This window comes from Acinetobacter sp. TTH0-4 (genome assembly GCF_015602665.1).
GTDB lineage: Bacteria > Pseudomonadota > Gammaproteobacteria > Pseudomonadales > Moraxellaceae > Acinetobacter > Acinetobacter albensis.
Map to the genome: position 1 here is coordinate 2,548,527 of NZ_CP059079.1, position 26,161 is coordinate 2,574,687.

General features: G+C 39.7%; 26 protein-coding genes. 11 read left to right on the top strand and 15 right to left on the bottom strand.

The features are described 5' to 3' along the window. The first annotated feature begins 183 nt into the window (after window positions 1–183). On the top strand, window positions 184–690 hold the full coding sequence (locus H0S58_RS11910) for a hypothetical protein (protein WP_193893251.1): 507 nt from the start codon (window positions 184–186) through the stop codon (window positions 688–690). Between the two features lie 53 nt (window positions 691–743). Here the strand turns inward: H0S58_RS11910 and H0S58_RS11915 are convergent, their stop codons facing one another. From H0S58_RS11915 to H0S58_RS11925, 3 genes are all read right to left on the bottom strand, one after another. Then, entirely contained in the window at window positions 744–1,697 is a 954-nt protein-coding gene (locus H0S58_RS11915) for a 2-hydroxyacid dehydrogenase (protein WP_195726620.1), read from the bottom strand. A 98-nt stretch (window positions 1,698–1,795) separates the two neighbouring features. Next, window positions 1,796–1,993 (bottom strand): hypothetical protein, encoded by a 198-nt coding sequence (locus H0S58_RS11920; RefSeq protein ID WP_195726621.1) that lies wholly within the window; start codon window positions 1,991–1,993, stop codon window positions 1,796–1,798. Window positions 1,994–2,124: 131 nt separating this feature from the next. Then, a complete protein-coding gene (locus H0S58_RS11925) occupies window positions 2,125–3,414 on the bottom strand; it encodes a hypothetical protein (RefSeq protein ID WP_195726622.1) in 1,290 nt (429 codons plus the stop codon). A 122-nt stretch (window positions 3,415–3,536) separates the two neighbouring features. Between H0S58_RS11925 and H0S58_RS11930 the strand changes: the two genes are divergently transcribed. Beyond that, entirely contained in the window at window positions 3,537–4,319 is a 783-nt protein-coding gene (locus tag H0S58_RS11930; RefSeq protein ID WP_195726623.1) for a class I SAM-dependent methyltransferase, read from the top strand. Between the two features lie 10 nt (window positions 4,320–4,329). Continuing rightward, complete coding sequence (locus H0S58_RS11935) at window positions 4,330–4,914, top strand: hypothetical protein (protein ID WP_195726624.1); 585 nt, start codon at window positions 4,330–4,332, stop codon at window positions 4,912–4,914. Window positions 4,915–4,958: 44 nt separating this feature from the next. Here the strand turns inward: H0S58_RS11935 and H0S58_RS11940 are convergent, their stop codons facing one another. The 3 genes from H0S58_RS11940 to H0S58_RS11950 form a co-directional block, all read right to left on the bottom strand. Further along, entirely contained in the window at window positions 4,959–5,369 is a 411-nt protein-coding gene (locus tag H0S58_RS11940) for a GFA family protein (protein WP_195726625.1), read from the bottom strand. Window positions 5,370–5,448: 79 nt separating this feature from the next. Then, a complete protein-coding gene (locus H0S58_RS11945) occupies window positions 5,449–6,666 on the bottom strand; it encodes a TIGR03862 family flavoprotein (RefSeq protein ID WP_195726626.1) in 1,218 nt (405 codons plus the stop codon). Window positions 6,667–6,673: 7 nt separating this feature from the next. Next, window positions 6,674–7,348, bottom strand: coding sequence for an SAM-dependent methyltransferase (locus H0S58_RS11950; protein WP_195727617.1), 675 nt, complete (start codon window positions 7,346–7,348; stop codon window positions 6,674–6,676). Between the two features lie 84 nt (window positions 7,349–7,432). Between H0S58_RS11950 and H0S58_RS11955 the strand changes: the two genes are divergently transcribed. Continuing rightward, complete coding sequence (locus H0S58_RS11955) at window positions 7,433–7,618, top strand: DNA gyrase inhibitor YacG (protein WP_092718489.1); 186 nt, start codon at window positions 7,433–7,435, stop codon at window positions 7,616–7,618. 67 nt (window positions 7,619–7,685) lie between these two features. Here the strand turns inward: H0S58_RS11955 and H0S58_RS11960 are convergent, their stop codons facing one another. The 5 genes from H0S58_RS11960 to H0S58_RS11980 all read right to left on the bottom strand — a co-directional run bounded on the left by H0S58_RS11960 (window position 7,686) and on the right by H0S58_RS11980 (window position 12,135). After that, a complete protein-coding gene (locus H0S58_RS11960) occupies window positions 7,686–8,330 on the bottom strand; it encodes an MBL fold metallo-hydrolase (RefSeq protein WP_053578888.1) in 645 nt (214 codons plus the stop codon). Between the two features lie 21 nt (window positions 8,331–8,351). Continuing rightward, a complete protein-coding gene (gene hemH / locus H0S58_RS11965) occupies window positions 8,352–9,365 on the bottom strand; it encodes a ferrochelatase (protein WP_195726627.1) in 1,014 nt (337 codons plus the stop codon). 64 nt (window positions 9,366–9,429) lie between these two features. Beyond that, window positions 9,430–10,458: a DUF4062 domain-containing protein gene (locus tag H0S58_RS11970; protein WP_195726628.1), complete on the bottom strand. Its 1,029-nt coding sequence runs from the start codon at window positions 10,456–10,458 to the stop codon at window positions 9,430–9,432. A 129-nt stretch (window positions 10,459–10,587) separates the two neighbouring features. Next, complete coding sequence (gene murI, locus H0S58_RS11975) at window positions 10,588–11,460, bottom strand: glutamate racemase (protein WP_195726629.1); 873 nt, start codon at window positions 11,458–11,460, stop codon at window positions 10,588–10,590. 48 nt (window positions 11,461–11,508) lie between these two features. Beyond that, window positions 11,509–12,135: a DUF1285 domain-containing protein gene (locus tag H0S58_RS11980; protein WP_195726630.1), complete on the bottom strand. Its 627-nt coding sequence runs from the start codon at window positions 12,133–12,135 to the stop codon at window positions 11,509–11,511. Window positions 12,136–12,322: 187 nt separating this feature from the next. Here H0S58_RS11980 and H0S58_RS11985 point away from each other — a divergent pair, with 187 nt between their 5' ends. Continuing rightward, on the top strand, window positions 12,323–14,035 hold the full coding sequence (locus tag H0S58_RS11985; protein ID WP_195726631.1) for an electron transfer flavoprotein-ubiquinone oxidoreductase: 1,713 nt from the start codon (window positions 12,323–12,325) through the stop codon (window positions 14,033–14,035). Between the two features lie 158 nt (window positions 14,036–14,193). On the opposite strand, the gene tusA is transcribed toward H0S58_RS11985, so the two are convergent. Next, a complete protein-coding gene (tusA, locus tag H0S58_RS11990) occupies window positions 14,194–14,451 on the bottom strand; it encodes a sulfurtransferase TusA (RefSeq protein WP_193889741.1) in 258 nt (85 codons plus the stop codon). Window positions 14,452–14,649: 198 nt separating this feature from the next. Between tusA and H0S58_RS11995 the strand changes: the two genes are divergently transcribed. Further along, window positions 14,650–15,489 carry an HlyC/CorC family transporter gene (locus H0S58_RS11995; protein WP_053578895.1) on the top strand — a complete coding sequence of 280 codons (840 nt, stop codon included), beginning with the start codon at window positions 14,650–14,652 and terminating at the stop codon, window positions 15,487–15,489. Beyond that, window positions 15,486–17,045: an apolipoprotein N-acyltransferase gene (lnt, locus tag H0S58_RS12000; protein ID WP_195726632.1), complete on the top strand. Its 1,560-nt coding sequence runs from the start codon at window positions 15,486–15,488 to the stop codon at window positions 17,043–17,045. The genes H0S58_RS11995 and lnt overlap by 4 nt, the downstream gene beginning before the upstream one ends. Before the next feature lie 89 nt (window positions 17,046–17,134). Here lnt and H0S58_RS12005 read toward each other — a convergent pair whose 3' ends face one another. The 3 genes from H0S58_RS12005 to gspF form a co-directional block, all read right to left on the bottom strand. Next, window positions 17,135–17,470, bottom strand: a complete 336-nt coding sequence (locus H0S58_RS12005; protein ID WP_195726633.1) for a hypothetical protein — start codon at window positions 17,468–17,470, stop codon at window positions 17,135–17,137. A 278-nt stretch (window positions 17,471–17,748) separates the two neighbouring features. After that, a complete protein-coding gene (gspG, locus tag H0S58_RS12010; RefSeq protein WP_195726634.1) occupies window positions 17,749–18,186 on the bottom strand; it encodes a type II secretion system major pseudopilin GspG in 438 nt (145 codons plus the stop codon). Between the two features lie 39 nt (window positions 18,187–18,225). Then, window positions 18,226–19,431: a type II secretion system inner membrane protein GspF gene (gspF, locus tag H0S58_RS12015; protein ID WP_195726635.1), complete on the bottom strand. Its 1,206-nt coding sequence runs from the start codon at window positions 19,429–19,431 to the stop codon at window positions 18,226–18,228. A 151-nt stretch (window positions 19,432–19,582) separates the two neighbouring features. Here gspF and H0S58_RS12020 point away from each other — a divergent pair, with 151 nt between their 5' ends. The 4 genes from H0S58_RS12020 (at window position 19,583) to H0S58_RS12035 (ending at window position 26,019) form a co-directional block, all read left to right on the top strand. After that, window positions 19,583–21,805 carry a primosomal protein N' gene (locus H0S58_RS12020; protein WP_195726636.1) on the top strand — a complete coding sequence of 741 codons (2,223 nt, stop codon included), beginning with the start codon at window positions 19,583–19,585 and terminating at the stop codon, window positions 21,803–21,805. A 59-nt stretch (window positions 21,806–21,864) separates the two neighbouring features. After that, window positions 21,865–23,703, top strand: coding sequence for a monovalent cation:proton antiporter-2 (CPA2) family protein (locus H0S58_RS12025; protein ID WP_195726637.1), 1,839 nt, complete (start codon window positions 21,865–21,867; stop codon window positions 23,701–23,703). A gap of 50 nt (window positions 23,704–23,753) precedes the next feature. Further along, complete coding sequence (locus H0S58_RS12030) at window positions 23,754–24,629, top strand: Hsp33 family molecular chaperone HslO (RefSeq protein ID WP_195726638.1); 876 nt, start codon at window positions 23,754–23,756, stop codon at window positions 24,627–24,629. A gap of 445 nt (window positions 24,630–25,074) precedes the next feature. Next, complete coding sequence (locus tag H0S58_RS12035; protein ID WP_092720490.1) at window positions 25,075–26,019, top strand: sensor domain-containing diguanylate cyclase; 945 nt, start codon at window positions 25,075–25,077, stop codon at window positions 26,017–26,019. The last annotated feature ends 142 nt before the right edge of the window (window positions 26,020–26,161 follow it).

Consider the following 26,161-nt stretch of genomic DNA (forward strand, 5'->3'; position numbering starts at 1 on the left):
TGATGTACTTGTTCTGTACCTCATTTTTTATATTTTTATATTATTTTTGAGTCTTTAAGCCAAACTCATCATGATTTACTGTATTCATCAGCTCAATTGCTGTCAGGCTAAATAGAAATTAAGTCGATATTATTTTAAAGTGATTATTTGAAAAAATCATTGTTTAACGGAAGAATCATCGCCATGAAAATGATAAAAACGCTCATGATAAGCAGCACCATTTTAGCTTCAATGTCCCTCTTGGCTCAAACTCCACTTCATCAAACAGCATCATCTACGCCTGTATCTACACATACAACAGATGTTCCTTATGGCGACAATCCCAATATTTTTAAAGTGTTAGGCCATAAAGCTCAACAAACTGCGCAAAGTACAGCCACAAAAGTTGATCAGGCTGCGCAAAAAGGAATTGAAAAAATAAGACCAAAAGTTGCCAATGTGTGGGAAGAAACCAAAGTATTGGGTACTGAAACAACTGCGGTTGCCAAAGAAAAATCGCAACACGCTGCGGCGACAATTAACCAAAAAGTAAATGATGCCAAAGTAGGAATTATGGGGAGTCCTGATCAGCAGCCTGCGCCAATTGTTTCACATCCTTTGAGCCAGTCTTCGACCGAGGTGACCTTTGCGCCAGAGTCAGCACCTGCGGTACAACTACCTTCTTCGCAAAATCGTAGTATGACCAATTAATTATTCATCTATAAATTGTGGTTTGATTATTCGCTTAAAAGCTCTAAAAGTAGTTAATTGACCTGACGAATCGGTTGTCCTGCTTTAAAGGCAATCACATTTTCAAGCATTTGCTGAACCATACGTTGCCGTGCGTCTACACTACCCCATGCACTATGCGGAGTAATGATCAGGTTAGGAATATCATCGGCCAAGAGTACATTGCCTGTTTTAGGAGGTTCAATCGTCAGCACATCTGTTGCAGCTCCCGCAATTTCACCTTGGCGCAAAGCGTTGGCAAGTGCAGTTTCATTCACAATTCCGCCACGCGCGCAGTTAATTAGAAATGCACTTGGCTTCATAAGATTCAAAGCTGCGGTATTGATTAAATCGCAAGTATGTTCTGTTAAAGGACAATGCAAGGTTAAAAAATCAACTTGGGGCAAAAGCTCCATAAATGGCACACGTTGATCATCAGCAGGACGATTTGGCAGGGAACCTATCAGAATATTCATACCGAATGCTTGTGCTAGCTGAGCCACGGCTTTGCCTAATTCTCCATAGCCAATAATTCCCAGTGTTTTACCGCTGAGTTCAATAATGGGGAAATCCAGTAAACAAAATTGTGAAGCCTGATTCCATTGGCCTTGTTTTACTGCATGATCATATTTTAATACAGAAGTCGCCAAAGCTAACATGAGCATCAACGTATGTTGCGCAACCGCAGATGTTCCATAACCTTGACAGTTACATACCACAACACCCTGTTCTTTGGCTTGGACCAAATCAATATTGTTCGTGCCCGTCGCGCAAATCAAGATCAGTTTTAAATTGTGACATTGCTGAAGAGTTTGAGCATCGACCATGACTTTATTACTGATGATCACATTCGCATCTTGTACACGGTTTAAAACTTCAGATGATTGCGTGCTCGGAAATAAAATAAGTTCAGTAAAAACTGCTTTTAGTGCACTGATATCCAAATCATGTTGATCTAAAGAGTCATAATCTAAAAATACCGCTTTCATTCAGCTTTTCCTGCGCTACCGTTAAAATGAGCGATTCATGATTTTTTATACAAACGAATTTTTTGCTTTGCTCTTTTAAACTTCAATATAAAAACCCACTACTTGGTGGGCTGAGTGATACATAATTGAATAGATTTTCGAACTTCAAAAAAGACATACAGACCAAGTGCCAGAACCACCCCTAATCCGCTTCCCATAATCAAATAAGTCAGATCAGGTTGATAGCGCATCATCGCAAATAATAGGGTTAAGAAACATAATGCTAAACATAAAAACAATACAAAATCACGACTCATCCTTCAGCGCCTTTTTCTTGTTTAATTTATAAGAGCTACACTACTCACCTTATATTTTCTATCTTAGCCCGATTAAAACATAAAGCAAGTGGTTAAAAATTAGACCAAAGTCGAGGTATCTGAAAACTTTTTTAAATATTTAAAGTTGATTGAAGTTGTTCCGATTGAGTCACAAACTGCGTGGTTTCAGGGCTATCTTCAATAAAATCGTGATTGCCATATTCATTGGTGCTCAAGTTTAAATGCTTATAACTGAGCAAATAAAAATCACTGTATTTCTTTATGACAATCGGATGCATGCCCACAGTTAAAGCATCCTGTTCTTTAAATAATTTCATGACTTGACGATCGTTCATCGCGACTACATAGCGCTCATCATTCAAATTAATCTGAACCAAACCACTCCCTTTGGCAAAAATCGGAATGAGAAACTTATGATTTAAAGCGATGGCGCTGGCAGCATAGCTTTCAATTTTTTGGCTAATCACATTAAAAACTAAGCCGTGACCAAAATAATCCAAAAGTTGGCTGCGATTTTCTTGTGGCAAATTGACCTGTATGCCTAACTTTAACAGATCTTGCTGACTGACTTGCTTATTACTCAGTAAGGCTCTGAGTAAATGTTGTTTCAGTTTTGGATCAAAAAATTGATGATCTAACTGTAAATCATTGTTAATTAAAATCGAACCTAAGGCATTTTTATGTCTCGGTAATAAATTTTCGATGACTTTACGATAATAAAACTTACTGTTCTTTTTAACTTGACGGATTTTTTGATAAAAATAAGGCGCATCAAATTCATGTAGCAAGAAATCGTTTAAAAGTTCCGAACTGGCTAAAACAGCAATCGCATCATGCCCAGTAAAGGGTAAATTTAATGTCTGTATCTGCGGCAAAACCTGTTCTAGTTTCAAGTAATGTGCACGATCTTCCTCGCAATACGGATCGTAAACCACAATGTATTCGCACTCAGCAGAAACATCATGCGCTTGAATCTGCATAGTGGCATTTAGTTCAGCATGGAAAAACATGTTATAGCGTAAGTCTTCAACCTGATCTGGATTAATCGAGTACTGGGGGACCAGTGCCACTACCCGATCAAGCTGCAATAAAGCCGAATATTTGATCGCTGCGTACCCACCCATAGAACCGCCATAGCCAATACGGGTTTTAAAGGGTGCAATGAAATCTTCAATGGCTGCAAACATTGCAAGGATTGAACTTTCAGGAAACCAAGATTTCTGCTTAGGCATAATCCCAATGACATTAAACTCATGTTTAGCAAGTGATTTTTCGGCATTGATTGATAACCCTTTAGCACGGGTAATTAAATCGCCAAAAGAAAAAATCAACGCATCAGATGAGCCTTTTAAAAATATGGCACGAATTTGTTCGTCTTCAAAAATAATGTGTTTTTCCATTTCCACACCGAAGCAAATCGGCCCTTGTTTTGTGTATCAATAAAACAAATAGACAGCTTGCCTATTTACGAAAAACGATTATGTTATTTTATAGATGCTCAGCAGATTAAAAAGCGTAAAATATGACACAATCACTCCATCCTACTGCTCAAAAAGGCTTCAGTTCTGCTGCAGAACTTTATCAACAGAGCCGTCCGAGTTATCCACAAGAGCTGGTCGACTGGCTAAAAAATCAGCTTCATCTCAATCCAACATCGCAAGTGATTGATCTTGGTGCGGGTACTGGCAAATTTTTAGCCTATCTCCAACAAGTAACGCCGCATATTACTGCGATTGAGCCTATTGCAGAAATGTTAGCTCAATTAAAAATAAGCTATCCACACATCGAAACGCTACAAGCCTGTAGCAATGCTTTACCCGTAACAGCAAACAGTATCGATGCAGTTGTTTGTGCTCAATCATTTCATTGGTTTGCCAATTTTGAAACATTACAACAAATTCATCAAGTCTTAAAACCTGAGGGACATTTGGCACTGATCTGGAATCAACGCGATATACAGGTCGATTGGGTCAAAGCCCTTGCAGATCTGTTACAGCCTTTGGAGAGTAACACACCACGTTATCATAGTGGTCAATGGCAAGCGGTGTTTGAGCATCAATCGTTATTTGAATGGGTAAATGTGCACACATTTACCCAGCATCATGTCGGTACGGTAGAAAATGTGGTGTCTAAGCGTTTGCTTTCCACCAGTTTTATTGCTGCCATGCCAGAACAACAACAGCAACATTTAAAACAGCAATTTGAACACATTGTTTTGCAGTACACAGGACGGCATCCACAAGATGAAATTATTTTCCCTTATGTGACGTATGCCTATAATTTTAAAAAAATTGACCCGAAATGAAGGATTTATCATGATAAAACAGCAATTGAAATACTTACGTTTGCCATTTTTATTATGTTCAAGCTTACTATTGATTGCCTGCGATAACAGTAAAAATAGCTCAACGGAAAATAGCAGTATTGAAGCTCAGGATAAAGTCATGCAGGAGTTAATTACTGAACCTGTAAAAGCATTTGAAAAGATGCCAGATGACCTGCACGATATTGCCCTTCTGACCGACTTCGATACTCGCTTTACACAAATGAGTGATGATATGGAAGATGAGCTGAGCAAAATGCAAGAGTCTGGCGAATTAACGGATGATTTTGCCCATAATCGTAAACGCGATAATGTTCAATCTGCTTTAACTATGCTGAAAGATTTGGATTTAAAAACTGAACAAGGCCGCTATATCCAAGGATTAATCGCTGAATATTGGCAAACTCAGGCCAAACTATATCATGAGCAGACCACGAGCAAAGCCGATAAAATAAAACTTTCACAAGATCAAGTCAAAGGTCTGGGTGGTTTTTTACATGCACAAGAACAACTTGAATATTGGCAGTCACAATACCCAGCTCCAAGTAAACATGAAACGCTTGATTCTAATTCATAAAAAAGAGGATTTAACTTCTTTCTAGCTTCATCGTTTTATATAGTTTAAGGACGCTCATCATATTGAGGCAAAGCATCACCAATGGTCTCCCATTCAGCTTTGGAAATACAAAAAATATGATGAGTCGGTGTGTGATTAAGCGGTGTATCCAATGTCCCAATTCTCAAACGATACACCTCTGGTGTTTCTGTTTTAATGCTGATAATCGGTGAGCCACAATTAGCACAAAAACAACGTTGCGTGGTTTCTGTCGATTGGAACTTTTTTAATAAATGTTCACCGTCTACAATTTTAAAATCTGCTTTGCGAATCGGTGCATTGGTTGCATACGCAGTACCATTGGCCTTACGACATCGCTGACAGTGGCATTGCACAATTTCGCCAATTTTACCTTGTATTTCATAGCGAATACCGCCACACAAACAGCTTCCTGCATATTGGTTTTGTTTAGACATAACGGCTATCTTTTAATAATAATCAGACGTCCAAACTAGCATAATTTTAAAAGCGCTTCAAAATGTGCTTTTTGACTGATTATATCGGCCGTTCAAAAATTTCATCATTCAAATAAGCATGTACACCTTCGCCGGCAGCTCGTCCAGTCGCGAAACAAGCGGTGAGTAAATAACCACCTGTAGGGGCATCCCAATCCAGCATTTCCCCACAACAGAATACAGTAGGGTTTGATTTAAGTTGTAACTGGGCAGATAAGACTTCTTGTTTAATACCGCCTGCACAGCTAATGGCTTCTTCAATCGGACGAAATCCATCTAAGCAAATCGCTAAATTTTTAATCTGCTTGGCTAAAGCCAAAGGTTCATGCCATAGATTTTTATCCACCAATTCACGCACCAAATGAGCCTTAGCACTATCTAAACCTGCTTTACGCCACACATTACTCAACGATTGTTTTTTACTGGGATTTAATTTTTTGCTTAATTGCTCAATACTTTGATCAGGTAATAAATCTAGATATAACTGCATAGTTTGACCATTTTTAACCAGTCCACGCAGTGCACGACCTTGTTTATAAATCAAACCACTTTCTAAACCATAATGACTAATCACAATATCACCGGTGGTTTTAGCTTGATTATCCACCCACGCATCAACACGCTTTAATGGTTGTCCAAACATAGGCTGCATAAATTCAGACCAAGCTCTTTCTACCCCTGCATTACTGGCTTGAAAAGTTTCAATTTCATTTTGTGCCAACCATTGCTGCCATGCTCCGTCACTGCCCAGTTGTGACCAAGAAATAGCACCGCAGGCCATCACAACGGCATCAAAATATTGCTCAGTCATCTGATGATTGGATAGGTCTTTTACTTGTAATATTGAAGCCTTTAAGCTCAAACACTGATGTCGATAATGAAATTGAATTCCCTGTTCAAGCAATCTTTTCAGCCACGCACGTAATAATGGAGCAGCTTTCATTTCAAGCGGAAAGATTCGACCAGATGAGCCAACATAAGACTCAATCCCTAACCCTTTCATCCAGTGCTGAATCCATTGCGCATCCCAACGTTTGACCCAAGGTTCAAGCCATGCTGCTTGATCATAACGCTCAATAAATTGTTCTATTGGCTCGGCATGTGAAATATTTAGCCCTGTTTTCCCTGCCATTAAGAACTTACGTGCTGCTGACGGTTTTTGCTCATATACATGCACGTCATAATCATATTGACTTAACACTTCCGCGGCCATCAACCCCGCTGGTCCTGCACCAATAATAGCAACACGTTTTTTCATAACAGCCTTATTGACCTCTATTTAAATCAGTTTGTAAGGGTATTGATTCAACTACGACTTGACCTTGTAGCGGCATAAAATCATCAAATCGCGTTGAATAAGCTGTTGGTTTAGTGATGATCAATTGTTGACACAGTTCACCACGTTCTAAATATTTAATTTCAAAATGCGTTCGAGCTGATGTACTGTTGATGACTTCTTTTACAAAAGGCAGTTTCCAAACATTAATTAACTGCTGTTCGGCTTCTGCAATATATTCAGCAATATTACTGGCCAATGTAATCGTGCCACCCACTTGTAAACGTGACAATAAAAACTCAAAAAATGGCATATTTAACCAACGTTGCGCTGAATTATGCGGTTCTGGATTCGGATATAGAATAAAAAACTGTTCAACTTGTGCAGGCATTAATGCATGCACGACCCAAGGCATCGCATCGGCATGAATGGGCTGTAAATTTTTTTGTCCTTCTAAGAAATGCTGTTTTTGCATCGCCAAATATTTTTCGCGTGTACGTTCAATGGCAATTAATTGCTTTTCAGGCTCTTGCATTGAAAACAATAAGGCATGTTTCCCCTTACCGGCCCCAATTTCCACACATACTGGCTCTGGGCGAATCATTTGAAAGTCACGAGGCGCATGCATACGCTGTGCTTGAAATTGACGAATTGGCATAATCAGATCAAACTAACAAAAATCGGCTCAAGTCTAGCAAGCCCCATTGTGTTTGCCTAATCGAATCATCATTTTTATCTGGAGCATAAGATGCCACGTACTTTTCCTTGCCCACGTTGTGGCAAACCTTCGACTTGGCAAGATAACGAATTTCGTCCATTTTGTTCAGAACGCTGCAAAATGATTGATTTAGGCGCTTGGGCAAATGATGAATATACCCTGCCGACCCAAGATGCACCGCAAGCTGATGGTGGCCGTGAAGAAGATCAATTCTAATTCATTGATTTTAAACAGCGATAAAAAAGGTCTGCATGAGCAGACCATTAATTTTTATATTTAAAAATTAGCCCGCTTTTCCAGCCACAAATGGATTATGCTGTTTTTCAAAACCGATGGTACTGATTGGACCATGTCCTGAAATAAATTGCGTTTCATCGGGCAAGCTAAAACATTCACGCTGAATCGAATCTAGCAGCTGTTGATGATTACCACGCGGAAAATCAGTCCGCCCTATAGAACCTTTAAACAATACATCTCCTGTCCAGAGCAGCCCATAGTTCTGATTATAAAACATGACATGACCTGGTGTATGACCAGGCGCAAAACGGACTTCAAACTTTTCTTTGCCTAAGGTTAAAGTTTCTCCACCTTCAAGCCACTGGTTCACTTCAACTTTTTCTGGAATGGGAAAACCATAACGAGCAGACACCTCTTGAATCATGTCTAACCAAAAAGCATCTTCTTTGTGCGGTCCAATCACAGGAATATTCCAGTCTTTACTCAAGCGCCCCACAGCACCAGCATGGTCTAAATGTCCATGCGTTAACCATAAAGCTTTTACCTTTAGTCCTAAAGCCTCGACTTCGGCCTTTAAATTTTCAGCGTCACCTCCCGCATCGATTAAAATTGCTTCTTTCGTCTCTGCATCCCAAACAATTGAACAGTTTTGTTGAAATGCGGTGACAGGGACAATTTTGACTTGCAACATAAAGGCTAAACCTCAATAAAATTAATGGGCAAAAATCTGCGTTAAGGCGTCAAGATTAGCTTGAAGCAGTTGATTGAGCAAGATCAGATGATCTGCACGACTATTGAGTGCAGCAATATACTGATAATCCATTCCACCGGCAGCCTTAAATGTTTCGGCATTTTGAATGGCTAACTCTTCCAAGGTTTCTAGACAATCTGCAGAAAATGCTGGACTCATAATCTGGACCGATTTCACGCCTTGTTGTCCCCATTCTTCAAGGAGAACATCAGTGTAGGGTTTAACCCATTCTTGTTTTCCAAAACGCGATTGGAAACTGATTGCCCAGCGATCCTCACCCAAGCCTAAAGCATCTGCCACCCGTTGTGCTGTAATACGACAACGATCTGCATACGGATCACCCTTATCTGCATAAGGTTGTGGAATCCCATGAAATGACATCAATAACTTTTCAGCTTGTCCATATTGAGCCCAATGATCACGCACACTTTGAGCCAAAGCCTGTATATACAATGGATGCTGATAATAATCACGAATAATGGTCAAGCCGGGTAAATTACGTTGCTTCGGAATCCATTTTGCCAAAGCATCATACAACGGTGCAGTAGAAGTCGCAGAATATTGCGGAAATAAAGGCAGTAAAATAATCTGATCTTGAGTATGAGTACTCAATTCGTCAAGCAAAGCTTGAATACCGGGATGACCATAACTCATCGCAGGCACCACATTTAATTCAAATTGAGGATAGGCGTGAACCAAATGTTCTCGAACTGCTTGAACCTGCGCCAACATAATTTCACGCATCGGTGAATCATCTCGCCATACCATTTGATACGCATGTGCGACACGTTTTGGACGAAAAGGTAAAATAAATAAACGTAAGATCAATTGCCAAATGGGTTTCGGAATCTCAATAACCCGCTGATCAGATAAAAACTGCTTCAAGAAACGACGCACTGCAGCAACCGTAGGTTCGTCTGGCGTTCCTAAATTGGCCAAAATAATCGTGACTTTTGCCTGAGGTGCAGAAAACATCAAAACTTTTCCAACATAAATGAACTGCTTTACTTTAACAGTTTTCTATCGGTGCTCTAAAAAATTAATGCCATGATTTCTGTTCAGACGCTTGAGACTTGTTTAACAAATTGCTCTCAAGTAACTTTTGTCCTTTTGACGTCAATTGCCACAACATCCGTTGGCGATCATCTCGTCCAGATTGAATAATCCAGTCATTTTGACGCATCTGCATTTTAATACTGTGCAAGGCGCGTATATTAATTTGTGACCGTGCAATCGCATGCGCACGTGGCATTTCTAGCCGTGCATCTTCTAGCCCTGTGTCATTTAAATAATCATTTATACACTTCGAAAAATACTCTTCCGGTGTCGGATGAACAAACATGCTGCCTAAAATGCCCAACAATTGTGCCCAAGTTAATTTCTTTTGAATTTTTAATTCTTTAAAATTACCATCTTGGTAAGCATGCATACGATATTCAAAAGCAAAAAACTCATGCATCGAGACTTTGGGTAAAGATAAAAAGGGATCAACTTCTCGTTTACCAACTTCCGTTTCTAATTGCTCAATTTTAGTTTTGAGCTGATCAATTTCATCGTGCAACAACTGAGTATTCTGGGGGCGAACCCAACCTGAAACAGGATAACGCTCTAAAATTTGGGGCATATTTAAACGCACTGCCATTTCTAAATCACGCAGACTGCGATAGGTAAAAACCTGATCTACATCGTGCTGTAATGATTTGCGAAATTCTGAGAATTTTTCACGCAACTCAGGTTTTTGATCATGTAACGAGCTGTCTCTTGCTGCTGGTTCATCATGCATAAAAACGATGATTGGCTTTTGTTTGGTCACTGCGTAAATATATTCTAAATGCATATAACCCACACCCGACACCGACTGCTCACCATATTGGCTACCCAAAAGCATGATCACATAATCGCAATCATCAATTTGACGACGTGCAAGCGCAGTAGAAAGCGGTGTTCGTTGTTCCAATCCCCAAGAAAAAAAACCCATGCCCACTAAGGTCTGAGCCAAAATCATACGTTCTGGCTGCATCTCACGACCAGAAGTCGAAATAAAAATTTGATAACGCTTATCGAGCATTGGTCATCCTCTTCCAATTCCACGCTACAAAATTTGGGTCTTTAATGTTCCCAAAGATTGCAAGGTGATGATCCCAATATAAAAGTAATTTTTTTAGTATCTTTCAAAAGATGAGTTACGTTTTAAGGCTTATTCAACCGTAATGTTATGAATATTCCAGCTTAAATCTGATGGAATCAGGTGTTGCAGCACCACTTTTAGGCCTTCTGCATTATTACCACTGACATAACATTCAATACGAGCGATTTCGTTTTGATCATTTTCAAATAATAACTCATTTTTAATCAAAATTTGTGCTGTTTGTCGCGCAACAGGTACTCCAGAGTCAATTAATGTCAATTTCTGACCAAAAATACTCTCAATTGCAGCTTTTAAAAAAGGATAATGTGTACAACCCAAAACCAAATAATCAGCCCCCTGATCCACCACAGGCTGTAAAATCTCTTTTAATGTGGCTAAACATGCTGCACTCATTTGAGCGCCGCTTTCGACAAAAGGCACCAAATCGAGAGAGGTCACAGCAATCACTTTGACCTGAGCAGGACCTGCAAATCCTTGTATTACCTCTTGAATCAATTTTCCTCGAAACGTGGCAGGCGTTGCCAGTACCGCCACAGTTTTAGACTGGGTATGCAAAACCGCAGGTTTGAGCGCTGGCACCAAACCAATAATGGGAAAATCTGCCCCATAATGCTCGCGCAAATAATCTAAACTAAAAGCAGATGCTGTATTACAAGCCACTACAGCAATTTTACAACCACGTCGATAAAGCCACTCAATCGCTTGAGCAGTCAATTCACGAATATTCTGATCATCTCGTGGTCCATAGGGAACATGCGCGGTATCGGCATAATAAAGAATACGTTCTTTGGGGAGATGTCGTGCAATCTCCTGTGCAACAGACAATCCTCCTATACCAGAATCAAAAATTCCAATCGGTGCATCAGCTTTTGCTTTAGGCATTGGATCGATTAAAGGATGAAGAGGATTAATAGCAGTCATAACTTCACTTTTTAGCAATTCAAAAAGGGAGAAAGCAAAGCTTAAACCTCAGGTGCCTAATTGCAAGTTAAAATCGCCACTTTGTAGACTTAAAATGGTTTCACCCTGAATATTTTCAAGCAATTTTCCCATTTCAATTAAATGAAAAAAAGCAGAACGTTGAATTAATGCATTTATTCCAAAACGAACATGTACATAAGGACGTAATTCATCTTTCCCATCTTGATTAGAATAGTTACGCATAAAGATCGGATGCTCTTGATCGATAATCACAATATCTTGAGTCGTCGTGGTCAGTTGCAGGTAGGTTTTGGCTTCAATTTGGATTTGATCGACCTGATTGACAAATAACGGTTCATCTTCCACCTCAATTTCAATTTGTTCAACCGGCGTTTTTAAATAGAATTTATTTTGTTCTTTCCACAAGACAGTAGAGAATAGATCAATCAGTGCTTGACGTTTGATCAATTGACCTTCGTGCCACCATTCTCCATTGGCTTTTACCTTTAAATCCATTGTGCCACAATGCTTTGGATGCCATTGCTCTAAAGGTGGTATTGACCTTTTGTGACCGCTCTGTCCATCTTTTAAGTATTGTGCAATCGTCATTAAATTTTTATCATCAACCACAGAGACATTTTCCGTCGAATGTGGTGAATTATTTGGATTAACCATAGTTGAAGACCCTACTGACGGGAAAATAATATGATTCAGCCAATTGGCTAGATCAAGGTTTAAAACTATACTAGCCCACAATATAAAAGACACGATAATAAAATTGTGTCTGGGCATTAAGAACACTCATGGCAGCACCGAGTGAAATACTACGGTTGCCACCTTCTAATTATATGAGGAGTCCTACATGGAACACATCGAACGCGAATCCATGGAGTTTGACGTTGTAATCGTAGGTGCTGGCCCTGCGGGTCTATCTGCTGCAATCAAAATCCGTCAGCTTGCCATTGAAAACAACCTTGCAGATTTGTCCGTGTGTGTCGTGGAAAAAGGCTCCGAAGTCGGTGCACACATTTTATCAGGCGCGGTCCTTGAACCACGTGCCATGAATGAGTTGTTCCCCAACTGGAAGGAAGAAGGCGCTCCTCTCAATATACCGGTGACTGAAGATAAAACATTCTTCTTATTGTCTGATCAAAAATCTCAAGAAGCACCGCACTGGATGGTGCCTAAAACCATGCACAATGATGGCAACTATGTCATTTCACTCGGCAATGTGGTGCGTTGGTTAGGCACCAAAGCTGAAGAACTTGAAGTTTCAATTTTCCCCGGCTTTGCAGCCTCTGAAATTTTGTATCATACCGATGGTACGGTCAAAGGCATTCAAACGGGTGATATGGGCATTGGTAAAGATGGTCAACCGACCCATAACTTTACCCCAGGTTATGAATTGCATGCCAAATACACCCTTTTTGCTGAAGGCTGTCGTGGTCATTTAGGCAAGCGTTTAATTTCTCAATTCAATCTTGATCAAGAGGCTGATCCACAGCATTACGGTATTGGGATTAAAGAGTTGTGGGAAATTGACCCAGCGAAACATAAAGCGGGTTTGGTGATGCATGGTGCAGGCTGGCCGTTAAATGAAACTGGGTCTTCTGGCGGTTGGTGGTTATATCACGCAGAAAACAACCAAGTGACCTTGGGCATGATTGTCGATTTATCGTATACCAATCCACATATGTATCCTTTTGCAGAAATGCAGCGTTGGAAAACCCACCCGTTGATTAAACAATATTTGGAAGGCGGTAAGCGTATTTCTTATGGTGCACGTGCCGTCACCAAAGGTGGTTTTAATTCACTACCGAAGTTCACTTTCCCGGGTGGTTCGCTGATTGGAGATGATGCAGGTTTCTTAAACTTCGCCAAAATCAAAGGCTCTCATACTGCCATGAAGTCTGGCATGTTGGCGGGTGAAGCGATATTTGAAGCGATTGCTGCCGGCGTAGAAAAAGGCGGTGACTTGGCGATTGCACGTGTGGTCGAGGGTGAAGATTTCTTTGCTAAAGAACTCACTGCATATACAGACAAGTTTAACAAGAGCTGGTTGAAAGAAGAGCTCTATCAGTCGCGTAACTTTGGTCCTGCCATGCATAAGTTTGGTCAATGGATGGGCGGTGCATTTAATTTCATCGATCAGAATATTTTCAGGGTTCCATTTACCTTGCATGACTTGGTGACTGACTTTGGTGCGTTAAAAAGCGTTGATGCGGTGAATTTCAAGCCGACTTATCCAAAACCAGATAACAAATTGACTTTTGATCGTTTGTCTTCGGTGTTTGTTTCAAATACGGTGCATGAAGAAAATCAGCCTGCGCATTTAAAACTGACCGATGCTTCTATTCCAGTCAACATCAACTTACCGAAATGGGATGAGCCTGCTCAGCGCTATTGCCCGGCGGGGGTGTATGAAATCATGGAAAATGATGATGGTTCAAAGCGTTTTCAAATCAATGCTGCGAACTGTGTGCACTGTAAGACCTGTGACATCAAAGATCCGTCTCAAAACATCACTTGGGTGACCCCTGAAGGTGGTGGTGGTCCGAACTATCCAAATATGTAATATTTGCGACAGCGGAAAACTCTGTTTTTCCTGTCTTATCTTTCGAATGAGGAATATATTCCGCAAGTTCTCATATCCGAAGATGTAATCAATCATAAAAAATCCCCTTAAGAGGGGGTTTTTTTATGGGTATCTCAAAAAGAATGAAATAGTCTAAACTAGCCTTTTTGCACCAAATAATGAAACTCTTTATTACCGGCTTCATCCAGCACTTCTTCTTGTAATAATAATTCATGACCTAAATGCATACAAAATTTTGGAATATCCCATGAAGTTGAATTGTCTGTTGCAAAGACTTCAACCACATCGCCCGATTTTGACTTACGAATCGCTTGATGCAACATCATTACAGGTTCAGGGCAACGCAATCCCCGTGTATTGATTTGTAGTGTAGGTATAACAAGCGGTTCAGACATGTTTAAACTCGGTATTAAAAATCGCGACTATTTTAACATAAACTCATTCAGCATCTTTTACAAAAAAATGACTGTAATATGAAATTAAACCATGACTACGGCATTCATCCGTTTGCATTATTTTATAGATAGACATCTATATTTTCTCGGGTATGATAAAATTTATTTTTTTGCTCTTCAGCCTCTTTAGGAAAAATCATGCACGAGGAATCAGGCCCGTCGTGGGGCATGCGCGGCTTACGTAAATGGTTAAGCACTGCACCCGAAACTCGCGACGAACTGCTAAAATTAGTACAAGATTCACGTCGTTTTTTAGAACCCGATACTGTTGCAATGTTAGAAGGTGTACTTGACCTTCCCGCAACTAAAATTCGTGAGGTCATGACCCCAAGAACGTCCATGATTAGCTTACAAGAAGATGATCAGTTATTGGATATTTTGCATGTATTGGTCGAATCTGCACATTCACGTTTCCCTGTTTTTTCATCTGATCAACCCGATAATGTAGTCGGTATTTTACTGGCGAAAGATTTGCTGCCTTTCTTGACAGAACAAAGTAATAAAGTAGATGTTCGTGCTTTAATGCGACAACCATTATTTGTTCCTGAAAGTGCACGTTCTGACCAAGTGCTGCGTATGCTCAAAAACACTCAAACCCATATTGCGGTGGTGATTGATGAGTATGGCACAACCTCTGGCGTAGTCACTTTAGAAGATATTTTAGAAGAAATTGTCGGTGAAATTGAAGATGAACATGACACTGTGGATGAAGAAGCTCAATTCATTATCCCTGATCATGATCCTGAAACAGCCAATACTTGGCTTGTTCAGGCACTTACACCAATTGAACACTTTAATAATATTTTAGATGCTGAATTTTCTGATGATGAAGTAGAAACTGTTGGCGGCTTATTGCTTCAAGAAATGGGCTTGGTGAGCGATTTACAGGGTCAAATTATTGAACTTGAAAATTGGCAATTTACCATTTTAGAAGCAGATGCACGTACTATTCATCTGATTCGAGCTGTCCGTAAATGAGAACTTACTTTCATAAGCTGTTAAATTCATCTCAAACACAAAAGCAGCTTCCTTTTATTTATCCTTTTTTAATTTCACTATTTTCAGGTGCTATTTTTAGTTTTGCTTTGGCGCCTTATTATTACTGGTGGCTAGCACTACTGTCTCCAGCTCTACTGTATGCCTCATTACGTCAACGTTCTGCACGACAAGCCTTTGGAATAGGCTGGGCCTATGGCTTTGGTTTATGGTTTGTGGGTGCATTTTGGTTATATACCTCTATACACGTCTATGGAGATACCAGTGCATTTTTAAGCGTTCTGATGATTGCATTCATGGCTTTAGTCATGGGTCTGTTCACTGCTTTAAAAACGTGGATATATCGTCGCTTTTTCCCAGAAACACCACTCACTTTTGCACCACTTTGGGTGTTTTTTGAATGGATTAAAACTTGGGTATTTACTGGATTTCCTTGGTTATTTGCAGGTTACGCTTTTACGGAACGCTTCTTAGACAATTACGCCCCGCTATTTGGAATTTTTGGCGTTTCGTTTGCGGTCATTTTGCTGGCCTGCGCATTAGTTGAAATTCTAAATAAACGTCTATTTTGGATTGTGCCTTCAGTCCTTATATTGTTAGGTGCTTGGGGTGCTTCATTTCTTAACTTTGTACAAGAAAAAGATGAAAAGCCACTTTCTGTTTCTCTTATTCAAGGCAATATTCCTCAAGATTTAAAATGGCTAACCGAATACCAAGTTAAAACTTTACTGATTTATGCCAATTTAAGTCGAACAGAATGGGGACGTGACCTCATTGTCTGGCCAGAATCCTCTATTCCAATGTTCCAAACTGATATTCAACCTTTTTTAGATGCCATGAATGTACAGGCCGAAAAATCTGGAACAGCATGGGTTACAGGTATTCCATATTGGGATTTGAAAGAATCAGATATCGAGCAACATCCGATGTACTACAACAGCATCATGGCTTCGGGTGATGAATCGAGTGGTCTGTATAAAAAACAGCGTTTGGTGCCTTTCGGTGAATACATTCCATTATCTGGATGGCTTAGCTGGGTACTTCCTGCACTACAAAATGACCCTTCAATGAGCGGTTTTTCACGGGGTGCAAACCATCAGCCACCCTTAAATGTTAAAAACCATCCTTTGGGTGCGGCCATTTGTTATGAGGTCGCTTATCCAAACCTGACGCGTCGTAACGCCAGCCAAAGCGATTATTTGGTCACAGTATCCAATGATGCATGGTTTACGGGTACAGCAGGTCCTTGGCAGCATTTACAAATGGTACAAATGCGTGCCAAAGAAAATGGACGCTGGTTCATTCGTGCCACAAATACAGGTGTAACTGCTTTTATTGATCATCATGGTCATATTGTGAAACAAGCACCAATCGATCAAGCAACTGTTTTACGTGGTGAACTTCCAGCTATGCAAGGTAAAACCCTGTATATGCGTCTAAGTGATTGGCCAGTTTTGGGGTTTTCTTTGTTATTGTTAATTCTGGGTTGGATCTATCGCCCACGTAAAGTAGATTTATCCTTTAAATCACGACGCTAATTATTGCTTTCAACTGCTTTAAAAGAAATTAAAAAACCGAGATCAATATCTCGGTTTTTTAATTTAATAAACTTGAAACATTTTTATTTTTAAAGCTGAGTGACCAAATAAGATAACATGCTCGCCAAAAAGAGCATTGGAATATAGCCATAGATTTTGACCACAACATGCTCTATCGCTGAAATCTGTGGTTGTTTTAATTTTAAAACTGTTGCTTGCAATGCCGACCAGAAGCATAAAACTGACATCGCACTAAATACACTCAGTGCAAAAAAGCCCACCATAATTTGGCTACTGCCTTCTGTCGCATTCCAGAGGGTTAAAATACCCTGAGCCATCGGCAATAAGCTCAAAATTAAAAGAATAGATTTGAGCATTGCCCAATGAAATTGATTAATTTCATCCGATAATATTAATGCTTTCATTCCATCCTCCAAAGGCTTTTTTTGCCACTAAGAACATTATGCAAGCTTTTTAATAAATAAAAAGTCTATTTATCTTCATAAAGAATCAATATTGTAACTATCAAATATGGGAATAATTCTTATTATAACTCTCAAACCTCTACTATTATATCATTGCTCTAAAATTCATAGACTTAATCCCTATTTTAGAATTAAGATTTATTATCACTTCACTTAGTATTGAGATAAAAAATAAAGTGAAGTGATAAGACTTATTTAAAAGACATGATGATTTTAAATTACGGTTGATAATAAATATCGGCATTATTTCCTTCACCGCCTTCTTGACCATCAGCACCAAAAGAATATAAATCGAATGTACGACCTTCAGCACCCGGAATTACATATTGAACATCATTATCCCAACTGTCTTTTGGATAACCACCTTTTACATATCCACCTGGCAACCAATTTTTTGCAGAAGCAGGCTGATTCACTAAAGCATCTAAACCGCCATCTTGCATCGAAGGATATCGACCATTATCAAGTTTGTATTGATCTAAAGCACCCGCAATTCCTTTTAAAGTAATGGATGAGGTATCAACTTTTGCTTTCTCGCCACGACCCATAACATTTGGCACAATCAGGGCAGCCAGAACACCTAAAATGACAATCACCACCATCACTTCAATGAGGGTAAATCCTGATTGGTTCGCTTGATATTTTTTAGCTTGCATATAACTCTCTCGCAAAAATCTTTATCTTTATAAAATGGATTAAATCATATTATTCATATTCACAATTGGCAGCATGACCGCAATCACAATCACTAAAACAATACTGGCCATCACCACCAACATAATCGGTTCAAGTAAAGCCAATAACGTTGAAATAAGGGTCGTAACTTCTCGATCCTGCATGGTTGAAGCCCGTTCTAGCATACGGTCTAGCTCTCCAGACGTTTCACCACTTTTGATCATTTGTACCATCATCGGTGGGAAATAACCACTGCGCTCCAGTTGCGTCGCCAAATTGCCACCTTCAGTGACTTTTTCTGCGGCTAAATTGACTGAATCACGGATCACCCAATTGTTGCTGACTGCTGCACCAATTTTAAGTGCGTCCACCAAAGGTACGCCAGATTTAGTCAAAATAGACAAGGTACTGGCAAAACGTGCAGCATTTATACCACGTGATAATTTACCAAATAATGGCAGTTTGAGTGTTAAACGATCAAATGCATAATGCCCAGCCGAGGTTCTTAAAAAGCGAAGCAAAACAATAGAACCGACCACACTGACGACCAATAAAAATGGCCATGCCACCCGTATAAAATCACTGGCTTTCATTAAAGCCACGGTAATCCAAGGCAGTGCATCTTTATTTTGATCAAATGTTTTGACAATGTCAGGCACGACATAGGTCATCAGACCCATTACAATCGCAAAGGACATCAGCATCAGAATAATTGGATAAATCATTGCGCCTTGCACTTTTTTTTGCATGGTAAAGCGGTTTTCGGTGTAATCTGCCAATTGGTCTAAAATTAAATCCAGATGTCCCGAACGCTCACCTGCGGCAATGGTCGCAATATACAAATCGGGTAGACGCTCAGATTGCTGCAAGGCATGCGCCAATGAATGCCCTTCCATCACTTTGGAACGAACTGACATCAATAAATTTTGCACATGGGCTTTTTCGTTTTGCTTGCCTACCGCGCGAAGTGCCTCTTCCAATGGAATAGATGCTGCCACCAAAACTGAGAGTTGACGCGTAAATAAGGCCAAATCATAAGCAGTCACTTTCTTTTGAAACCACGCTTGCGATCGGTGTTTATCTTTTTGTTCAACAGGGTCAACCGTGACAGGAATGAGTTCTTTGTCTCTGAGCTGCTGACGGATTTGACGGGCTGAATCGCCTTCTAAAACGCCTTTTTGCTGCTTCCCTGAAGCATCAATGGCAGTAAATTGATATGCAGGCATTGTAATGCTCTAATTTTCCAAAATTTGCTTCAGCGCTGTTGCGTCTGACCACTAAAATCATTCATATTCTGAGATATAAATGATTGCTCACTCTAACATAACTCTCTCGATAGCACGACGGAATTTGATCAGGACCATTTAAGCTTTATCTATGCCAAATTCAACCTCGACTTTATCCAGTATTTATCGCATTCGTGTCGCAGTGCCAGTACCTGTCTATGACTGCTTTGACTACATGCTCAGCGCAGAACAATATCAGCAGGCAGAAGTAGGTGCACGTGTTGCTGTCTCATTTGGACGTCAAAATCTGATCGGTATTATTATTGAAAAATTAAGCAACGACACTCCTATCGACCCACGCTTTAAACTTAAAGCGATTAGCGAATTGCTGGATGAACAGGCTATTTTAGATGCAAAAATTTTAAGTTTATTAACGTGGTCAGCACAATATTATCAATTCCCGATAGGTGAAGTTTTTCAAAGTGCCTTACCTGCTTTTTTACGTCAGGGTAAACCGTATAATTTATTGGCACGCATCTGGAAGGTTTTGGACTTAAATGCTGAAGCCAAAGTAACACGTTCAGAAAAACAACAAAATGCCTATAAAATTCTGAAATTACACCCATCAGGCACCACAGAGAATATTTTAAATTTAGCAGGTATTGAAACTGCCACGCTGAAAGCTTTAGAAAAAAAAGTTATTATTGAATGTGTCTTGGAAAATCAAGATTTTCGGCCCCAGTCCGTGACATTGGCTCAATTGCCATTGACCCCCAATCAAGATCAAAAGAAAGCCATTCAACACATTCTAAAAACACAAAATAAATATCAGGCTTTTTTACTGGATGGCTTAACTGGCAGTGGTAAAACCGAAGTCTATTTACAAGTCATGCAAGAAGTTCTGAAACAAGGCAAACAGGTTTTGGTTTTAGTGCCCGAAATTGGACTGACCCCACAAACCATTAGCCGTTTTCAGTCGCGCTTCCATGGCCATATTGTACTGTTACATTCAGGACTGAATGACTCAAAACGTTTACAAGCTTGGCAGTCAGCACAGACAGGCAAAGCTTCCATTATTTTGGGAACACGTTCAGCTATTTATACCCCATTGCCTAATTTGGGATTAATTATTTTAGATGAAGAGCATGATCTGTCTTTTAAACAACAAGAGGGTTTTCGCTATCATGCGCGCGATGTAGCAATGTATCGTGCACACTTACACAGTTGCCCCATTATTTTAGGTTCAGCCACACCGAGTATTGAAAGTTATGCGCTGGTCAGTTCGGGCAAAATGACCAACTTAGAATTGAATCAGCGCGCAGGTGTTGCGCTCATGCCAAAAATTCATTTAATTGATTTGAAAATTGCGCAAAAACAAAACGGCGTGAGTCAAACCTTAATTGATGAAATTCAAAAACGTTTAGATAAAAAAGAACAAGTCTTGGTGTTTTTAAATCGACGGGGTTATGCACCTGTGTTGATTTGTGAGAGTTGTGCATGGCAAGCCAAATGCCCACATTGCGATGCTAATTTTACGGTACACCGTCAACCTTACCAGTATTTACATTGTCATCATTGTGGCAGTATTCATCGTATGCCAGAGCATTGCCCACAATGTAAGCATACTGAGCTCAAATCAATTGGCATGGGAACAGCCAAGGTTGAAGAACACTTACAACAGTTATTTCCAAAATTTGATGTCATTCGCGTAGATCGTGACTCCACCAGCCGTATTGGAAGTTGGCAAAAAATTTATGACAAAATTCAAAAAAGTGAACCCATTATTTTACTGGGAACTCAAATGCTGGCCAAAGGTCACCATTTTCCATACGTGACTTTGGTGGCGATTCTGGATATTGATTCAGGTTTACTCAGTGTCGATTTTCGTGCCACCGAACGTACAGCACAACTGATTATACAAGTCGCAGGTCGTGCAGGACGTGGGGAACATAAAGGTGAAGTGTATTTACAGACCTTAAGACCAGATCATCCATTACTGAATACTTTAATTCACAAAGATTACCGTCATTTTGCTCACCAAACTTTAAAAGAACGGCAAGCTGCACTTTTACCGCCTTTTCGATATGCGGTCCTCATTCGTTGCGAGTCTAAAAGTCAGGAACAAAATCAAGAATTTTTACAACAACACGCTCAAGTGTTAAAACATGGTTCTGAAAATCTAATTGATATTTGGGGGCCTATTCCAGCCCCGATGGAACGTAAAGCGGGTCGTTATCAGGCGCATATGGTGCTGTTATCCGTAGATCGTGCCCGATTACATTTTTATATTCGGGCTTGGTGGCAAAATATGTTGCATCAAAAGCCATCAACCATGAAACTGACCCTAGATATAGACCCTCAGGAATTGAGTTAAGTTCAACATTTGCTGAGTGAAATATTGTTTAAAATGAAAATAAATTTTAGGAAAGACTAATGTCGCTCTTATTGCAGATTACGCTTTTTCTTGGTGCATCCCTGATTTTGGTTCCTTTAGCCAAACGCTTTGGAATTGCGACGGTACTTGGCTATTTATTTACAGGTATTTTGCTGGGTCCTAGCGTCCTTAACATGGCCAATGACCCTGAAGCAATTCAAGAACTAGCTGAATTTGGCGTCATTTTATTGATGTTCATTATTGGCCTAGAGCTTCGTCCACAACGGTTGTGGGAAATGCGTAAATCCATTTTTTTAATGGGTAGTCTACAAGTGGGTATTACTGGAATAATTTTGGCTGTTGTGGCCTTTTTTGCATTACAACAAAGTCTTGCAGCCAGTTTTATTATTGGGACAGCACTCGCATTATCATCTACTGCATTTGTTTTACAGCTACTGTCAGAAAAACAACAATTGAATACCACCTTTGGACAGCAATCATTTTCTATTTTATTGTTCCAAGATATTGCTGCTATCCCGTTATTGGCCATTATTCCGTTATTGGCAGGCAGTGAATCAACACATCATGGCGTTGCTTATTTCGCAGCAATTATTGCGACCTTTAGTGGATTATTTTTATTTAGCCGTTACATGATGCGTCCCTTTTTCCGCTTCGTCGCCAAAAGTGGTGCACATGAACTCATCACAGCAGTGGGTTTATTTATTGTTTTGGGTGTAGTCGTCCTCATGGATGTGCTGGGAATTAGCACTACACTAGGTGCATTCCTAACAGGAGTATTGCTGGCAGATTCTGAATTTAGGCATGAACTTGAAGCCAGTATTGCACCATTTAAAGGTTTACTGCTGGGTCTATTTTTCATGACCGTAGGAATGACCACCCCATTGTCTTTATTGGTGGAGATGCCTTGGTTCATTTTAGGTGGCGCTGTGCTTTTAATGCTGGTCAAAAGTGCAACTCTGACCGCGGTTGCACGTTATTTAAAATATTCTTGGCGCAATAGTCTGCTGCTTGCGACTTGCTTGGCACAAGGAGGAGAGTTTGCGTTCGTGGTATTTAAAGTCGCCACGAGTGAAAAAGTTCTGAGTCAGGCCATCGTAGAACCTTTAACGCTCATGGTGACCCTTTCCATGGTGCTCACTCCAATGTTGTATTGGCTCATCAATCGATGGGTTATTCCACTGATCGATCAAGAAAAATCACCGATCTATGATGAAATTCCGAATATACATCATGCAATGATTATTGCTGGATTTGGCCGTTTTGGACAAATCATTGCACGTATTGCACATTTGCAACATCAATCCTTTACCGCAATTGACAGTAATCTAGAAAAAGTTGATTTTGTACGAAATTATGGCGGTACTTTATATTATGGTGACGCAACCCAACCCGATATTTTACGCGCTGCCGGTATTGAACACGCCAAAGTATTTGTTTTAGCCATTGATGATATTGAAGACTCCATGAATGTGGCACGACATATTCGTTTAAATTATCCAGATTTAAAAATTTTAGTCCGTGCACGCGATCGTCATCATGTCCACTTACTGCGTGACTTAGGTGTCGAACATATTTGGCGCGAAACATATTTGTCTTCACTGGATATGGCTTATCGTGCTTTGCGTGAATTAGGCGTTAGTGAAGCAGATGCATTTAAAAGTCTGGAGTTATTCCGCGATTACGACGAAAAACTCTTGGCCCAACAGCAACGCGTCTATACAGATGAACAAAAGATGTACGAAACGCACCGAAATGCACTCGCAGAACTTGAGCATTTATTTGAAAGTGATGCTCATATTCGTGAACAAACCAGCAGCGCACATTTACGTCATTCCTTACATCAACGCACCGATGTTTCACCTGATGAAATTAACTAGCTTGTGTTTTATCATATAGGTACCATTAACACGGGCTATTGGAGAAATTTATGTCTGAATTACGTCAACGCTTTTATATTGAAAATTGTCCAGTGCGTGGTGAAGTGGTACATATTGAAAATGTGCTACAAACGATTCTCGCTCAGCGTGACTACCCTCAAGCCATCCAGATTTTATTAGGTGAGATGCTGACTGCAACTGCCTTACTTGCCAGCACACTGAAAATTAAAGGTCGTATTAGCCTACAAATTCAAGCAGCAGGTACATTCAAATGGGCGATGGCAGAATGTAATCATTTAGGTGAATTACGCGCATCGGCAGACTATGAAGAAGATCCTCGTTTTTTTCAGGCTGAAAATAGCAGCACGGTATTAAAATCTTTGGTTAATCCAGTACTCTTTATCAATATCGAACCTGAATTTGGCGAACGTTATCAAGGTATTGTTGCACTTGAGCAAGAATCTTTAGCGGGTTGTCTGATGCAATATTATGATTTATCTGCACAAATTCCGACCAAAATTGTTTTAGCCAGTAGCGCAGAACGTGCAGGTGGTTTACTGATTCAATTATTGCCTCGAAATAGTGAAGAAGAACAGCAACGCGTAGATGAAGATCTTTGGCCACGTTTAACCCTGTTGACAGAAACTTTAAAGCCACAAGAGCTGACTGATCTAACGGCAACCGAAATTCTCTACCGCTTATACAACGAAGAAGATGTACGTTTACCTGAAGTGGAACAATTAAAATTTGGTTGTACCTGCTCTAAAGAACGCTGTGCCACTGCGCTTGAGCAAATTGGCATAGATGCTGTATGTGAAACACTGGAATTTCAAAATCCAATTACGATGGATTGCCAATTCTGTAGTACGCGCTATAGTTTTACTGCTGAAGAAGCTTTAGGTTTATTTGGTAAACACTTAAGTTAGTCCAATCATTCCACTCAAAAAGTGATATTAGCCATCACTTTTTGAGTAAGTTGCTGCAATTAAAATCCATCTTTTAAAAGATCCTCTTGCATCACCCAAGGATTAAAAATATAAGCTCATACCCTGTTATAACTTAAATAATGATCGCTATATAAAACTCATTTCAATTTTGCTTGGTCTATTTTTTATCATGAGTAATGAAATAAATTGAATAATTATTAAACCAAAGTATAGCGCTAAAAATCTAATTTAATGATAAAATTAATGCCTCAAGTATATGTAACGCTATGTATTTTTTTGATTTTATTCGAATGATGTTCTGTGACTAAATTGTTTATTCCCATCGCCTTTCTATATGAAATTGGTTTTAATATTCTCAAACATTTTTTATTTATTTGATCATAAAAATAAAATTTTATAGATCAGCACCAAAGGGCTGGATTGGATGAACAATAGTAATTTTAAAGGGTTTCAAGATGCTGGGGAAGCCATTTTAAAATTCCTCTATCAGCGCTTTGGGTTTAATTTATGGATGATTACGCGCGTAGAAGGTAACGACTGGATTGTATTACAAAGTGAAGATCATGGTTATGATGTAAAGCCAGGACAAGTATTCAGCTGGGCAGATTCCTTTTGTTCACATATGGTCACCGGTAAAGCACCTAAAATAGCCCCGCGTTCAGAAGATATACCCTTATATGCCAGTGCTCCGATTAACCAACAAGTCAGCATTAAATCCTATATTGGGCAGCCTTTAATTAAGGAAGATGGCAGTTTATTTGGAACCTTGTGTGCAATTGACCCTCAACCCAAATCTGAAGAAATTACCCAAGACCTTGAAATGATCGAATTGTTTGGTAATTTACTCAGCCATATTCTTCAAGCTGAATTGCGTGAAAATGAAAAAATACGTCAATGTGAACGCTTAGAAGCTGAGGCTTTAAGTGATGCTTTGACGGGATTGTATAATCGTAGAGCATGGGAAAAACTACTGTATGCCGAAGAAAAGCGCTGTCAACGCTATGGGCATGCTGCCGCAGTTTTCTTTATTGACTTAAATAATCTTAAACAAGTGAATGATCAGCAAGGACATGTTGCAGGAGATGCATTAATTCAACACACGGCCTCTCTACTGCGCCAGACTGCACGTAAAAACGATGTTGTGGCCCGTTTAGGCGGTGATGAATTTGTTATTTTAAGTATTGAAACTGATGAGGTCGGCGCAAAAACACTGTTAAAGCGGGTAATGCATGGATTTGAACAAGCCGATATTAGTGCTGCAATCGGTTTTGCGATGCGTCATCCCAGTCAAGGGCTGACAAATGCCGCTCAAGAAGCCGATAAAAAAATGTTTGAACATAAACGTGCTATGAAAGCTGAATCCTCTTAAATTGAGTAGAGTTAAAATCAGAGATAAAGAGTTGATTCAGACTTATATTAATACTGAGATTTCTCTTTTTATAGATAATTAAAAAATCAGACGATGCCATTTTGAAGTAACACCCTGTTATGATTTGAAACAATAAGGTACA

What these genes read in the sequence shown, in the direction of transcription:
- lnt (WP_195726632.1), top strand. Translation starts at nt 15,486, where the DNA reads ATGAGAACTTACTTTCATAAGCTGTTAAATTCATCTCAAACACAAAAG.
- H0S58_RS11940 (WP_195726625.1), bottom strand. Translation starts at nt 5,369, where the DNA reads ATGTCTAAACAAAACCAATATGCAGGAAGCTGTTTGTGTGGCGGTATT.
- H0S58_RS11915 (WP_195726620.1), bottom strand. Translation starts at nt 1,697, where the DNA reads ATGAAAGCGGTATTTTTAGATTATGACTCTTTAGATCAACATGATTTG.
- H0S58_RS11920 (WP_195726621.1), bottom strand. Translation starts at nt 1,993, where the DNA reads ATGAGTCGTGATTTTGTATTGTTTTTATGTTTAGCATTATGTTTCTTA.
- hemH (WP_195726627.1), bottom strand. Translation starts at nt 9,365, where the DNA reads ATGTTTTCTGCACCTCAGGCAAAAGTCACGATTATTTTGGCCAATTTA.
- H0S58_RS11935 (WP_195726624.1), top strand. Translation starts at nt 4,330, where the DNA reads ATGATAAAACAGCAATTGAAATACTTACGTTTGCCATTTTTATTATGT.
- H0S58_RS12030 (WP_195726638.1), top strand. Translation starts at nt 23,754, where the DNA reads ATGTCTGAATTACGTCAACGCTTTTATATTGAAAATTGTCCAGTGCGT.
- murI (WP_195726629.1), bottom strand. Translation starts at nt 11,460, where the DNA reads ATGACTGCTATTAATCCTCTTCATCCTTTAATCGATCCAATGCCTAAA.
- H0S58_RS11970 (WP_195726628.1), bottom strand. Translation starts at nt 10,458, where the DNA reads ATGCTCGATAAGCGTTATCAAATTTTTATTTCGACTTCTGGTCGTGAG.
- H0S58_RS11945 (WP_195726626.1), bottom strand. Translation starts at nt 6,666, where the DNA reads ATGAAAAAACGTGTTGCTATTATTGGTGCAGGACCAGCGGGGTTGATG.
- H0S58_RS11960 (WP_053578888.1), bottom strand. Translation starts at nt 8,330, where the DNA reads ATGTTGCAAGTCAAAATTGTCCCTGTCACCGCATTTCAACAAAACTGT.
- tusA (WP_193889741.1), bottom strand. Translation starts at nt 14,451, where the DNA reads ATGTCTGAACCGCTTGTTATACCTACACTACAAATCAATACACGGGGA.
- H0S58_RS11980 (WP_195726630.1), bottom strand. Translation starts at nt 12,135, where the DNA reads ATGGTTAATCCAAATAATTCACCACATTCGACGGAAAATGTCTCTGTG.
- gspF (WP_195726635.1), bottom strand. Translation starts at nt 19,431, where the DNA reads ATGCCTGCATATCAATTTACTGCCATTGATGCTTCAGGGAAGCAGCAA.
- H0S58_RS11930 (WP_195726623.1), top strand. Translation starts at nt 3,537, where the DNA reads ATGACACAATCACTCCATCCTACTGCTCAAAAAGGCTTCAGTTCTGCT.
- H0S58_RS11995 (WP_053578895.1), top strand. Translation starts at nt 14,650, where the DNA reads ATGCACGAGGAATCAGGCCCGTCGTGGGGCATGCGCGGCTTACGTAAA.
- H0S58_RS12020 (WP_195726636.1), top strand. Translation starts at nt 19,583, where the DNA reads ATGCCAAATTCAACCTCGACTTTATCCAGTATTTATCGCATTCGTGTC.
- H0S58_RS12035 (WP_092720490.1), top strand. Translation starts at nt 25,075, where the DNA reads ATGAACAATAGTAATTTTAAAGGGTTTCAAGATGCTGGGGAAGCCATT.
- H0S58_RS12005 (WP_195726633.1), bottom strand. Translation starts at nt 17,470, where the DNA reads ATGAAAGCATTAATATTATCGGATGAAATTAATCAATTTCATTGGGCA.
- H0S58_RS12025 (WP_195726637.1), top strand. Translation starts at nt 21,865, where the DNA reads ATGTCGCTCTTATTGCAGATTACGCTTTTTCTTGGTGCATCCCTGATT.
- gspG (WP_195726634.1), bottom strand. Translation starts at nt 18,186, where the DNA reads ATGCAAGCTAAAAAATATCAAGCGAACCAATCAGGATTTACCCTCATT.
- H0S58_RS11925 (WP_195726622.1), bottom strand. Translation starts at nt 3,414, where the DNA reads ATGGAAAAACACATTATTTTTGAAGACGAACAAATTCGTGCCATATTT.
- H0S58_RS11910 (WP_193893251.1), top strand. Translation starts at nt 184, where the DNA reads ATGAAAATGATAAAAACGCTCATGATAAGCAGCACCATTTTAGCTTCA.
- H0S58_RS11985 (WP_195726631.1), top strand. Translation starts at nt 12,323, where the DNA reads ATGGAACACATCGAACGCGAATCCATGGAGTTTGACGTTGTAATCGTA.
- H0S58_RS11955 (WP_092718489.1), top strand. Translation starts at nt 7,433, where the DNA reads ATGCCACGTACTTTTCCTTGCCCACGTTGTGGCAAACCTTCGACTTGG.